Origin of the sequence: Actinocorallia aurantiaca (assembly GCF_039533685.1) — a bacterium.
GTDB lineage: Bacteria > Actinomycetota > Actinomycetes > Streptosporangiales > Streptosporangiaceae > Actinocorallia > Actinocorallia aurantiaca.
In genome coordinates, this window is sequence record NZ_BAAATZ010000006.1 from 518,936 (window position 1) to 532,338 (window position 13,403).

General features: G+C 71.4%; 9 protein-coding genes. All 9 read right to left on the minus strand.

Features of this window, described 5'->3' with window-relative positions:
* Positions 1-91: 91 nt before the first annotated feature.
* On the minus strand, positions 92-793 hold the full coding sequence (locus ABD327_RS09455) for a Uma2 family endonuclease (protein ID WP_344449867.1): 702 nt from the start codon (positions 791-793) through the stop codon (positions 92-94).
* An 86-nt stretch (positions 794-879) separates the two neighbouring features.
* The gene (typA, locus tag ABD327_RS09460) at positions 880-2,730 is read right to left on the minus strand and encodes a translational GTPase TypA (RefSeq protein ID WP_344449869.1); all 1,851 of its coding nucleotides are present in this window, start codon (positions 2,728-2,730) and stop codon (positions 880-882) included.
* A 174-nt stretch (positions 2,731-2,904) separates the two neighbouring features.
* On the minus strand, positions 2,905-3,300 hold the full coding sequence (locus ABD327_RS09465; protein WP_344449871.1) for a (deoxy)nucleoside triphosphate pyrophosphohydrolase: 396 nt from the start codon (positions 3,298-3,300) through the stop codon (positions 2,905-2,907).
* Between the two features lie 50 nt (positions 3,301-3,350).
* Positions 3,351-4,118 (minus strand): SEC-C metal-binding domain-containing protein, encoded by a 768-nt coding sequence (locus tag ABD327_RS09470; RefSeq protein ID WP_344449873.1) that lies wholly within the window; start codon positions 4,116-4,118, stop codon positions 3,351-3,353.
* A 303-nt stretch (positions 4,119-4,421) separates the two neighbouring features.
* Positions 4,422-5,471: a C40 family peptidase gene (locus ABD327_RS09475; protein WP_344449875.1), complete on the minus strand. Its 1,050-nt coding sequence runs from the start codon at positions 5,469-5,471 to the stop codon at positions 4,422-4,424.
* Positions 5,468-6,103, minus strand: coding sequence for a hypothetical protein (locus ABD327_RS09480; protein ID WP_344449877.1), 636 nt, complete (start codon positions 6,101-6,103; stop codon positions 5,468-5,470). Before ABD327_RS09480 ends, ABD327_RS09475 begins: the two co-directional genes overlap by 4 nt.
* Positions 6,104-6,105: 2 nt before the next feature.
* A complete protein-coding gene (locus ABD327_RS09485) occupies positions 6,106-8,214 on the minus strand; it encodes a type IV secretion system protein (protein ID WP_344449879.1) in 2,109 nt (702 codons plus the stop codon).
* A complete protein-coding gene (locus tag ABD327_RS09490) occupies positions 8,211-10,661 on the minus strand; it encodes an ATP-binding protein (RefSeq protein ID WP_344449881.1) in 2,451 nt (816 codons plus the stop codon). Before ABD327_RS09490 ends, ABD327_RS09485 begins: the two co-directional genes overlap by 4 nt.
* Positions 10,658-13,403 (minus strand): MinD/ParA family ATP-binding protein (locus tag ABD327_RS09495; RefSeq protein ID WP_344449883.1); only part of this gene is annotated, 2,746 nt, incomplete at its 5' end. The genes ABD327_RS09495 and ABD327_RS09490, both read right to left, overlap by 4 nt.

Here is a 13,403-nt window from a genome sequence, read left to right on the forward strand (position 1 = left end):
TCCGGCCCCTCACCCGCGATCGGGCGGCTTCGGGGCCGGAGGTCATGGGCCGTGCCCACCGACCATCCGCGTCAACGGCCCGTACAGCGCCTCAAGCGAAGTCCCAAGGGATCCACTCGTCGGTGGGAACCGTCACGTCGAAGTGCTCGGGCAGCCGGATCGTCTCACCGAACTTCCACGATTCTTCCTGGAGATACGAACCTGTGCTGGAATCGGGAATCGAGTACAGAACGACGGAGCCGATCCGCGGATCCCGGTCGACCACGAGGTAGTAGGGAACACCGACCTGCGGGTAGCCGCACCACTTGTTGCGCCTGGCATTCGCCTTGACAGGTCGACGGTCGTTCCCGGCGTTCGAGGGAGACGTGGCCTCGACGACCATTTCGATCTGGTCGGAGACGAGCATGTGTTCGCGCGACGCCTCCTGGTAGAACCGGGCGTCCATGATCATCAAATCCGGCAGAAGGCCCTGTTCGATCCCGACCATGTTGAGTCCGGTCCCCTGCACACAGCGCCAGGGGAACGAGGGATCGTTGAACAGCCTCCCGCGGAAGGGAAGCCCGATGGCCTCGATGATCTGACCGTGGCCATGGGCCGGTGCACGTGACACCACGATCTCCCCGTTGATGATCTCGGTATAGAAGAGTTCGGGGAGATGCAGGTAGTCGTCGAGTTCGCCACGCAGCCACATGGCGTACGGCGTCTCTTCCTCCGGCAGGTCGACGTGATAGAAGCCCAGCGGAACAGAAACGACTACCATCTGCGAGCACCCCATTACGATCGGCTCTGCCATCGTAGGGACGGTCGTCTCTCAGGGTAGCCAGAACGCAAAGAAAAAACCCGGCTCCTCGAAAGGAGCCGGGCCGGAATCGTCGCAGGTCAGCCGCGCTTGGCGCGGGCGGCGGTGCGCTCGCGCTCCTTGGTGTCGAGGATGACCTTGCGCAGGCGGACGGCGGTCGGGGTGATCTCGACGCACTCGTCGTTGCGGATGAACTCCAGGGCGGCTTCCATGGAGAGCTTCTTCGGCGGGACGAGGCGGTCGAACTCCTCCGCCGTGGAGGAGCGGATGTTCGTCTTCTGCTTCTCCTTGGTGATGTTGATGCTCATGTCGTCGGCGCGGGAGTTCTCGCCGACGATCATGCCCTCGTAGACCTCGGTGGCCGGGTCCACGAACAGGGTGCCGCGCTCCTGCAGGTTGAACATCGCGTAGGTGGTGGCGACGCCGGTCCGGTCGGAGACCAGCGAGCCGGTCGGCCGGGTGCGCAGCTCGCCGAACCAGGGCTCGTACTTCTCGAAGACCTGGTGGGCGATGCCGGTGCCGCGGGTCTCGGTGAGGAACTCGGTGCGGAAGCCGATCAGGCCGCGGGCCGGGACCAGGAACTCCATACGGACCCAGCCGGTGCCGTGGTTGGTCATGTGCTCCATGCGGCCCTTGCGGACGGCCAGCAGCTGGGTGATGGTGCCGAGGTACTCCTCGGGGATGTCGACGGTCAGCCGCTCGACGGGCTCGTGCAGCTTGCCGTCGATCTCCTTGGTGACCACGCGGGGCTTGCCGAGGGTCAGCTCGTAGCCCTCGCGGCGCATGGTCTCCACCAGGATGGCCAGCGCCAGCTCACCGCGGCCCTGCACCTCCCAGGCGTCGGGGCGCTCGGTCGGCAGGATCCGCAGCGAGACGTTGCCGACGAGCTCGCGGTCGAGGCGGTCCTTGACCAGGCGGGCGGTGACCTTGGTGCCCTTCTCCCGGCCGGCCAGCGGGCCGGTGTTGGTGCTCAGCAGCATCGAGATCGCGGGCTCGTCCACCGTGATCAGCGGCAGCGGGCGCGGGTCCTCGGGGTCGGCGAGGGTCTCACCGATCATGATCTCGGAGATGCCCGCGATGGCGATGATGTCGCCGGGGCCCGCGGACTCGGCGGGCTTGCGCTCCAGCGCGTCGGTCATCATCAGCTCGGAGATCTTGACCCGCTCGACGGTGCCGTCGGTCTTGCACCACGCGACCTGCTGGCCCTTCTTGATCGTGCCGTTGTGCACCCGGCACAGCGCGATCCGGCCCAGGTAGCTGGAGGCGTCCAGGTTGGTGACGTGCGCCTGGAAGGGGGCGTCCGGGTCGTAGGACGGCGCCGGGATGGTGCTCTTGATCACGTCGAACAGCGGCTCGAGGTCCGTGTGGTCGGGCATCTCGCCGTTGGCGGGCTGGTTGAGGCTGGCCCGCCCGGCGCGGCCCGAGGCGTAGACGATCGGGAAGTCGATCTGCTCCTCGGTGGCGTCGAGGTCCATGAACAGCTCGTAGACCTCGTCGATGACCTCGGCGATGCGGGCGTCGGGCCGGTCCACCTTGTTGATGACCAGGATGACCGGCATCTTGGCGGCCAGCGCCTTGCGCAGCACGAAGCGGGTCTGGGGCAGCGGCCCCTCGGAGGCGTCGACGAGCAGCACCACGCCGTCGACCATGGACAGGCCGCGCTCGACCTCGCCGCCGAAGTCGGCGTGGCCGGGGGTGTCGATGATGTTCAGCAGGAGGTCGCTGTGGCGCACCGCGGTGTTCTTCGCGAGAATGGTGATGCCCTTCTCGCGCTCCAGGTCGTTGGAGTCCATGACCCTGTCGTCGACGGACTGGTTGTCGCGGAAGGCTCCGGACTGCCAGAGCATGGCGTCCACGAGGGTGGTCTTGCCGTGGTCGACGTGGGCCACGATGGCCACGTTTCGCAGGTCGTCACGGGTGGCGATGGGCATGAAGGCACGCTCGGTTTCGTCTCGGGATTCGCCGCGTCCGAGGGTCGTCCGAGGGTCGGAATCCGGAACCGGGCGGCGCAGATCAGCTGTCTGCATACGATTCTAGTGCGTCCCGGCCCGTTGACCCGCCGTCACGGAGTGTTCCACGTCACCCGGGGGCCTCGAAAACGCCCTCTACCGGCGGCTCGGCGGTAGCAGATGGGGGCGTACCGCCTCGACGGCGGGGAGGTCGCCGGGGAGCCAGGCGACGTCGCCGAGCTCGTCGGGGGCCAGCCAGCGCAGGGCGGTGTGCTCCAGGGCCGCGGGCTCGCCGGCGGCCAGGCGGGCCGTCCACACCCGCAGGATCTTGCCTTCCCCCAGCGGCCAGTCGCCCTCGACGCGGGCGGTCAGCTCGACGAGGACTCCCAGCTCCTCCTTGCACTCCCGGATCAGGGCCTCTTCGTCGGACTCGCCGGGGTCGACCTTGCCGCCCGGCAGCTCCCAGCCTCCGGCCAGCGAAGCCGGGGCGGCCCGCTGGGCCGCCAGCAGCCTGCCGTCGGAGATGATGGCGGCGCCCACCACGATGACCATGAAACCTCCCGAGGCACGTAGGTTCCCCGCAACCTACCTTCCGGTCGGGATCAGATCGTAGGACGCCCGCAACACTTCTTGTACTTGGCGACCGATCCGCACCAGCAGGTGTCGTTGCGTTCGGGGGGCCAGGGGATCAGTTCGCCCTCGGGGGTGAGGATGCGCGCGGTCATGTCGGCGCGCATCCGCCGTTCGATCTCCAGCGGGTCGGCGCCCGTGTGGACGAGGCGGGGGCCGGTCGGCAGCCGCTTGGTGCCGAGCTGCTCGACGGTCGGCAGGTAGTCGGCGACCAGCGCCTCCAGCCGGGGGTCGGACCCGCCGAGGCGGCGGAAGTGCCCGCGGTGGATGAGCACGAGGTCGGGGTCCCAGCCTTCGGAGACGCCCCGCCGCAGGTCCTCGGTCAGCCAGCGGACGGCCGTCTCACGGTCGCCCAGGTCATTGGCGAGCACCAGGGTGTTCATCAGCGCGTCCAGCGGCTCGGACCGCCCGCGCAGCTCCTCCAGCAGCCCGCGGGCGGCGTCGTGGTCGCCGTTCAGCGCGTGCAGGTGGGCGATCGCGCCGAGCTCCTCCAGCCGGGCGGACTCGTCGACCTCGATCAGCCGGTAGGTCGCCTCGATCGCCTCGGGGTAGCGCTTCAGCTCGGTGAGCTGGTCGATCAGCTCGTCCAGGTACTCCGGCAGCGTCTCGTCCCCCTTGGCCCTGGGGTCGTCCAGAGCCCGCTGGAGCAGTTCGACGACGGCCGCGCGCCCCCCGGCCTTCTCGGCCTCCTCCAGGGCGTCGTCCAGGTCAAGCGGGTGGAACAGCTCATCAGGCAGCATTCGACCAGTCTGCCAGAGGCCCCGGCCCAGCAGACCGCAGCGAACGGCTCAGACGACCGCAGCGAAGCGAGGATCGGCTGAGCCGCCCCGGGGGTCTGGGGGTCGCCCCCCAGAAAATGAACAGGCCGACCGCCGACCCGCCGACCCGAGCCCCTCACAGGACCGACCCACCGACCCGCCAAACCGCTGACCCACCGACCCGAGCCCTCGCCAGGACCAACCCAAACCACCGACCCGCCGACCCGAGCCCTCGCAAGGACAAGACCGACCAGGCCGGCCCACGAGCCTCCCGGGCGAACCGGCTCAGCCGAGCTTCTCCAGTTGGTCGGCGACGTCGGGGTGCTGGAGGGGGCGGGTGAAGCCGACCAGGGTGCCGATGCGGTAGGGCATGACGGCGATGGCGGGGCGGCAGGCGGTGCAGCGGGCGACGATCATCTTGTTCTCGCCGATGACCATGCCGACGTGGCCGGGCCTGCCGGGGGCGTTGTTCGGGCCGGAGGAGAAGAAGACGAGGTCGCCGGGCGCCTCCGTGCCGTCCTTGACCTTGATGCCGAACGGCCACTGGTCGAAGGTGACGCGGGGGATGTCGAGGCCGACGTGCTTGTAGGCCATCTGGACCAGCCCGGAGCAGTCGTAGCCGTCGGGTCCGGTGCCGCCCCAGATGTAGGGCTTGCCGCGCTGGGCCAGCGCGAAGTCGATGATGCGGGCGATGGCGTCGTCGGTGTAGGCGGGGAGGTCGGCGGTGTCCCTGCAGTCGGGCAGCCCGCCCGCCTGGATGACCTTGAACTCGCCGGCGGCGTACTTGGTCGCCCAGTCCAGGACGTCGTCGACGTAGTCCCAGGAGTGGTTGTACTGGAACAGCGCGGTCCGGACCTTCTCCGGCGCCTTGTTGTGCTTGAGGTAGCGGGCGGCGCCGGGGATGGCGTCGGCCGGGTCGTAGCGGTTCTTGGCCCCGTCGCCGTTGCCGTCGACGGCGAACGCCTTCCACGTCGGCTCCAGGAACTGCATCGGGCCGCCGGCGCCCGCGTAGTTCTCGCCGCTGAGGACGCCCTCGCTCTCGAGCGTGCCGTGGATCGTCTCGACCCGGCCCACCCCGGCGAGGATGTTCCACGGGATGCCGTAGTCCTCGCCCGCCTTCTTGTAGAGGGCCAGGTAGTTCTCCGGGATGCCCTTGGCCGCTTCGGCCTCGCTCGGCTGCTCGGCGGCCTCCGCGGTGTCCACGCAGTTGCCCCGGCCGCCTCCCCCTCCGAAGAGGAACTGGGAGGCGCCGAAGAACGTGGGGACGATGAGGAGTCCGAAGAAGAGGGCGGCGAACACGCTGACCGCGCCGACCGCCAGCAGGCGCCTTCTCATCCGGACTCACCGTCCTGTCCCACGTCGGCCGGGCCGAAGGAGTGGACCTTCCAGGATCCGCCGGTGTTCTGCACCGTCACCGCCCACTGTTTGCCGTCCCGGCCGGTGGACCCGGCCTCGGTGACCTGCTGCGTCCCGGTGACCAGGAAGGTGATCGAGGTGCTGCCGATCGTGCGGACGGAGTTCAGCGAGGCGCCGCCCTCCGCGACCGTCTGGTCGGTCTTGCGCTGCGCCAGGATGCCGGGCGAGGCGGCGGCGGCGAGCAGGTCGTCATAAACCAGGTCGTTCACCAGCGGGCGGAGTCTGTCGAGGTACGTCTGGGGTTCCTCGTCGTACCGGTAGGTCCCGTAGCGGGAGACGAACTGCTGGGCCGTGGTGGCGGCCGTGGCGAAGGACTCCCGGTCGAAGGGCAGCAGCCGGTAGACGTCGAAGCTCTCCGGGTCGACGAGCTCGTCGATGCCCGGCGGCGGGGTGGCGGGGGCCGCGGCGGGCGGCGCCGCCGCCGGGGGGCCGTCGCGCTCCACCGGGTCGGTGTCGGGCCTGGGCCACCACAGCCACAGGCCCAGCAGCACCAGTGCGACGGCCATCCCGGCGAACAGCGTCCGCCGCTGCCGGTCGTTGTTCAAGTCCATGGTCAGTCGTCGGAGTCGCTCGGGTTCAGCCAGAAAGGCGTGGGGGGTTCGGTGTCGGCGACCCGCTTGGCCCACAGCGGCGGGGCCTGGTCGCGGGCCGCGGGCGCGGGGGTCTGCCGCTGCCGGGGCACCGACGAGCCGGTGACGCCGCCGCCGGACTTCGGCGCGGGGGCGGGTTTGGACGGCGCCGCGGGCTTGGACGCGGGCCTCGGCTCGGGCCGCTCGCTCCACGAGGTGGGCCTGCCGCCTCCTCCGCCGCCGCCCTTGCGGGAGAGCGGGCGGGGGCTCGACGCGGGACGTCCCCCCGCGCCCGCGGACGTGCGTCCGCGGCCCGCCACGGCGACGCTGCCGCCGCCCGCGGTGCTCCCCGAGCCTCCGCCGCCGCTCCTGATGTTGGGCAGGTTCAGCGGCGGCGCGGTGTCGGCGACGCGGCCGGAGCCGGCGCCCGCCGGATCCGCGGCCCGGACCTTGGTGCCCAGCGAGCCCGAGCCGGACTTGACGGCCGGCTCGTCGGGGCCGATGCCCGACAGGGCGGGCGCCCCGTCCTCGCGGCGGACCAGCCGGGACAGCGCGGCGCCCGGAACGGCGGCCTGCGCGACGCCCAGGGTGTTCTTGCGCACCGACGCGATGGACTTCTCGAGCTCGTTCTCCGAGCGGGAGCGCGAGACGGCCGAGTACCCCACGGACGCGAACAGGTGCTGGAACGGTTTGCGGTAGATGAACGCCGCGCCGGTCACCAGGGCGATGAGCATGATCTGCAGGCCCCAGGGCAGCCCCTCGCCGAGGATCACCCCGTAGGCCCACAGCAGCAGGGCGAGCACCCCTATCAGCGCCGCCTGTTTGAGCAGCATCGACAGCAGGAGCTCCAGCCATCTGACCGCGATCACCCGGCCGATCCCGGGGTGGATGCCGATGCCCAGGAAGATCGGGCCGGCCACCAGCAGCAGCAGGAACGCGATCTTCACGATGATCAGGGTGACCGAGATGACCAGGATGAGCAGTCCGGCGACCAGGGCGGCGAACAGCGCGCCGAACGCGACGGCCAGCCGCGACGTCCACTGCTTGCCCTGGAAGAGCGGGTAGACGCCCGGGTAGTCCGCCTTGATGCTCTTGGCGACCTCCTGGTAGGCGTCGGCCTTGGCGCCCATGTCGGGCTTCTCCGCCCCGTACGTCTCGGGAAGGTCGACGGCCTGGGCGTACAGGAGCTTGTCCGCGTGGTCCTTGACGATCTTGGATTCGGAGTCGGTGGTGCCGAACTGGCCCATCAGCCACGGCTTGCAGACCAGGGCCACCCACAGGCCGTTGGCGTTGCGGGTGGTGGCGTCGAGCTTGGACGCGTCCACCGTCGGCTTGCCCTCGGGCGTCGGCACGCACGTGGTGCCCGCGCCGCTCTGCGGCAGCGCCGCGTTGAACGCCGCGCTCGTGGCGTTGGAGACGGTGGTGCCCAGCGTGGTGAAGTCGCCCGGGCGGGCGATCAGCCAGATCAGGCCGACCATCGCCGCGACCATCCAGATCGTGCCCTCGGCGACCTTGGACGTGCGCTTGCGGACCAGGCCCCACCAGGCCAGGGTCAGCGCGCCGAGGATGACGACCGGAGTCCAGTAGCGGGCGTTGAAGGTCTTGCCGATGCCGGTGATGACCTCGTCGACGGTGTCCTTCAGCCAGCCCAGCAGCGACTCCGACGCCGCCGCCTGGTAGACGCTGATCGTCGTGCGGTCCACGGCGCGGACCAGGGTGAAGAGGGTGTTGGAGAGGGAGTTGCCGATCATGGCCATGGCGTCGCCGCAGCCCATGTCGACGGCGTACCACGTCTGGCCCGCGGTGCCGTAGCGGTCGTAGTAGGTGAGCTGGTCGGCGGCCGTGGTCTGCAGCTGCTCACTCGGGTAGTCCGGAGGCTTGATCAGGCCGTCCGCCCCCGAGCCGTACGCCTCGGGGGCGGGGGCGGCCGCGGGCGCGCAGGCGTCGTTGGGGTTGGTGCTCCAGGGCGGGTCCGGCGCGGCCGCCGCGGCGGGCGTCATCAGCATGAACACCGCCATGCACAACAACAGCACCACGGATCGGCGACGACCCGCTCCCTCGCGGACACGGCCGACGGCACGTCGGAGTCTCATCCGGCGCTCTCCTCTGGGTCAGCCCCCGTCTTGGACAGAACCGGCCTCTGGCGGGTCGGGTTGGTGTCGAGCCAGCGCACGAGCTCCTCGGAGATGAGGTCCACGCCGATCCGTCCCGCCCGACCGTCCAGATCCCGGAAGATGCACTCGCCGTTGCCGAGGTTGCGAAGCACGCTCTTGTGCTCGTCGGAGGCCTCGACCCCGAGCAGCGCCATGACATTGCCGACCTCTCCCCGCTCGCTGGAGCGGAAGGAGAAGACCGACGAGAGACAGTTCGTCACCTGCTCATTCAACAGGTCGCCGGCATTTTGCGAAACCAAGATCAACGCAGTATTGCGGGAACGGCCCATCCGCGATACTTCCGGAATCAGTTTGGCGCCTTCGGGTGTCGAAGTGATGGCCCACGCCTCGTCCAGGAAGATGGCCTTGGGCAGCCTCCGGTCCAGTCCGTGCATGAGCCGGCGCGCGAACTGCGAGACCAGGTACATCAGGGCGACCGAAAGGCGCTGTTCGTACGAGTAGTCCTCGCGGCTGATCGCCACGTCCGGCAGCGTCAGGCCGCCGAGGGTGAAGACGGTCGTCCAGCCCTCGGTGTCGATGCGCTCCCCGCCGTACGGGTCGAAGCACAGGGACGCAAGCCGCATCTCCGACATCGACCGCAGCACCGCGCCGAGGTTCTTGGACGCCGGGTCCTCCGCCGCCTCCAGGTGGTCCACGACCCGGCCCAGCGACGGGCGCTCGCCGTTGGCGACCGCGCCGACGGCCTGGATCATCGCCGACTCGCGCTCCTCCGACATGCGCGGCAGCAGCAGCCGCAGCGTCTCGGTGGCCATCGTCTTCTTGGCCGCCAGGTCGTCGCCGAAGCCGAACGGGTCGAGCAGGCCCGGAGCCGCCGAACCCAAAGGAAGAGTCCTGGCCTTGCGGCCGCGGGCCTTCAGCAGCTCCACAAGCGCTTCCGCGTCACCTTTGGGGTCAATAGCCGCGATCGTAACGCCGCGAAGCGCCATCTGGTAGATGAGCAGAAGGGCCAGAGTCGTCTTACCTCCGCCGGGCTCACCGGTGATGGCGATGGCCGTCGGACGGTTGCGCGCGGCCGCCACCAGCGGGTCGAAGTGCACGATGCTGCGCGCCCGGCCCAGCGTCTCGCCGATGTACGGGCCCGTCCAGCCGCCGCCCACGTCGTCCCTGCGGTCGCCGAGGTCGACGGTCGCCACCGGCATGCCGCCCGCGATCGTCCGCAGCGGCTGGCGCTGGGCGTAGGCGTTCAGGCGCAGGCGGTCGCCCGGCAGGGACTCGCTGAACAGCGAGAACTGGTCGCCGGTGGAGTTCACCACGTCGATGCCGATGTCGCGGTAGTGCTCCACGACGGCGTCCACCCGCTGGACGAGCAGCTCCTCGGTGTGCGCCGTCACGATGAGGCGGTGCCAGCCGTAGACGAACGGGAGGCGCTCCTTGGTGATGCCGTGCTCCAGCATCCGGGCCGCGTCGATCTGCTCCGCCAGCGCGATCGGAGCCTCCGCGCCCGCCTCGCGGATGTGGGCGTCCATGTCGCGGGCGTGCGCCAGCTTGCGGGAGACGTCCTTGGAGGCCAGCGCGGGCGGGATGAGGCGCATCCGCGAGCTGATCTCGACGGGGAAGGAGAGCGAGTCCGAGTAGTGCAGCCACGGCTCGCCGTCCGGGAACGGCATCAGGTCGGGGAAGCGCGCGAACGACAGGTACGCGGTGTAGGACTCGCCGCCCGGCTGCTCCATGCGCAGGTTGGAACGCCCGTTGTGGATGGCGCCTTCGACCAGCGCCTCGATCTCGCCCGCGCCCCAGCGGCGCTTGGACACGGCCGACGGAGGCGGGTCCGCGAGCGCTCCCGTCACGGCGTGCTGGAACAGCCACGCCACCTCGACGGACGTGGCGTGGCGGGCGCGCAGAGCACCGCTGGACAGCGCGCGGCCCAGCCGCTCCGCCTGCTCCGTCCAGCGCTTGATCTCGCGCTCGTCGATCGCGTCGTCCTCCAGGCCGAGCGTCCGCTCCGACTTGCGGTAGAAGCCCAGGATGGTGCCGAGCGAACCCTGCAGCTGCACGCCACGCTTGCCCAGCCGGACGCCCAGGTAGACCTCCTTGGACCAGAAGTCCTTCGCCCAGACGTGCGAGTACATCTCCTCCAGGTAGCCGCGCCAGCCGGAGCCGTTGTCGCTCGTCTTGTCCAGCGCCAGCGCCCACTCGGCCGCGGGGTAGGTGCGGTGCGCGATCCGCAGGTGGACCTCGGCGTCCTGCATGCGGATCGCGGCGAGCGCGATGGTGAGGTTCGTCGCGAGCGCCTCGCGCTCCTCGGCGGTGGTGAACTCGTAGCTGAACGTCGGCAGCCGGAAGTACGCCCAGGCCGAGTGCTCGCTGAGCAGGATGCGGTCGTCGAAGTACCGGACGGCCAGCCGACTCGTCTTCGTCCGACTCACTGCGTGCGCTCCTGGTGGTAGGGGGAGGGATCCTGGTACCTCTCGGGCAGGACCGAGAAGCCGCCCGCGACCACCGCGCTCAGGGCCAGGTAGGCCCGTCTCGTCGGCGGCCTGAGGGCCTTGAGCTCGTTGCGGGGCGACCGGTCGAGGCTGAGGTGGTCGTCCCACGGGATGCGGACCAGCGCCCGGCACTGGCCGCGCGCCACCTGCTCGGCCTGCTCCACGTCGGTCTGGCTGCGGCGGCTCACCCCGTTGATGACGGTGACGGCGCGCTGCCGCAGGTCGTGGTAGCCGTGGCCGTCGAGCCACTCGAACGTCATCGCCACCGCGCGCGGGGCGTCCGAGCTGGCGGGGGCCACCAGCACGACCTGGTCGGCGTGCGGCAGCACCCGGCTGACCACGCTCGCGGCGGCGTCCAGCAGCGTGACGCTGTAGAACCGGTCGAGCGTGCGGATCGCCTGCGCGTAGTCGCGGTCGTCCAGCGCGTGCAGCGGGGTCTTGCCCGCCGCGACGACGTCCAGGCCCGACTTGGACCGGCTGGTGTAGCGCCGGATCCCCGCCAGGCTGCCGATGTGCTCGGCGTTGGCGATGAGCGACGTGAGCGTCTCGTGCGTGTCGATCTTCGTGCGGCGGGCCAGCGCGCCGGGTCCCGGGCTGACGTCGAGCGCGACGGCGGGCTCCCCGCAGAACTGCGCGAACGTGTGGCCCATCATCAGCGTGGTGACCGTCTGGCCCGCGCCCCCGGTGCAGCCGAGCACCACGATGTGGCGCTTGCCCTGGAACGGGCGCTGCAGCCGCTCGATGTAGTCCTGGTCGACGGGGTTGCCGCGGCTGAGCAGGCGGCGCAGCCCGCCCGGCTCCTCGACGGGCTGGTCCGGCGGCGTGATCGCCTGGACCCGCTCCACCGGAGGGGTCGGCACCGGCATCGGCCGGGGCCGCACCGGGGACGCGGGCCCGGAGCGCACCTCGCGCGGCGGCGGCGGAGGCTCCTCCCGCGGCGGAGGCACGATCCGCGGCGGCTCCGGCTTGACCGGCCGCCCCCGCACCGGCTCGGGCAGCCGGTCCCGGCTGGGCGCCCCCGGCCACACCGACCGCTCCGGCGCCCGCCCGCCGATCTCCTGCTGCCCTTCCACCGCGGTGATCCGCGGCCGCTCCTCACGCCTCCCGAAGCTCCCCGGGGGCTCCCCGGGAGCCCCCGCCCGAGGCCCACCCTGCCGGGGCCCCGCCGGCGGCACCGCGTGCCCACCGGACGGCGCTTCCTGACGCTCCTGACGTTCCTGAATCTCCTGGCCCGCCGCAGGCACCACGTATCCGCCGGACGGCGCTTCCTGACGCTCTTGGCGTTCCTGGCCCGCCGCAGGCACCACGTATCCGCCGGACGGCGCTTCCTGACGCTCTTGGCGTTCCTGGCCCGCCGCAGGCACCACATACCCACCGGACGGCGCCTCCTGGCGCTCTTGGCGTTGCGGAGCCCGGCCCTGCCGGTCCGCCGTCGGCATCGCATATCCACCGGACGGCGCCTCCTGGTGCGCCCGCTCCGAAACCCGCTCCTCCTGGCCCGCCGCAGGCACCACGTAGCCGCCGGACGGCGCCTCCTGGCGTTCCGGCCGCTGCGGGGTCTCCTCGGCGGGCGCGGAGGACTGTGCGGAGGCCGCGGGGGTGCGCGGCACCGAACGAGGGGGCTGATGGGTGGGGGCCGCGGGGGTTCGCGGGGCCACCTGGGGGATGTCGGGGGCCGTCGTCGGCGGCCGGGAGACCCGGGCGGGGGGCAGATCGCCCGGTGCCGGGATCGGGGGCCAGATCTGCTGGTCCGTGCGGTTCGCCACCGAGTCGGGGGGGCTCACCCTCGCGGCGGGGGCCTCCTGCCGGGACGGCTGCTCGGCCTCCCGCCGCGGCTCCTCACCGGGGTGGGCGCGCGGGGCCGAAGCGGCTCCGAACGAACCCGGCACCTGCGGGATGTCGAGCGCGGTCACGGGCGGCGGCCCGACCACCGGACGCTCCTCGTCGGCCACGGCGGGCGCGTGCTCCTCGCGCGCGACGGCCTCGTCCCCCTCCGGGACGGGCACGGGCGAGCCGGGAGAACCGACCGGCGCCTCTTCCTCCGAACGCACTCCGTCCCCTTCCCCCGAAGGCGACGGGCCGTCCGCGGACCGCCCGACGTCGTCCCCCCGCCGGTCTGTCCCGGGAACACGCTCGTCCTCCGCGTGCTCCACTCGCCCGGCCTGATCTTCTTCCCCTACGCGCGCGGCCTCTTCGGCCCGCACGGCTTCCTCGACCTCGGCGGCCTCCCTCAGCCGCGCCGCCTCCTCGTCCCGGAGTTCGGCTTCGGCCCGCGCCGCCTCCTCGGCCCGCACGGCCTCTTCGGCCTCGGCCCGAGCCTCCTCCTCCAGAAGGGCGGCTTCCTGGGCCCGCACGGCGTCCTCCATCTCGGCGGCCTCCCGGGACCCTGCCGCTTCCTCCGCGTGACCGAGGCCGGCGGACTCCGCCCGTGCCGTTTCGGGAACACGAACGTCCCGCTCCGCGGGGGAGGTCTGCTCCTCCGCGACGGGCACGGCCTCCCGGCCCGTCCGCGCGGCCCGCTCGGTGAGGGCCGCGTCCCGCAGGCGCGCGGCCTCCTCCGCCCGCGCCTCGGACTCGGCCCGCGCCGCCTCCTCGGCCCGCACGGCCTCTTCGGCCTCGGCCCGAGCCTCCTCCTCCAGAAGGGCGGCTTCCTGGGCCCGCACGGCGTCCTCCATCTCGGCG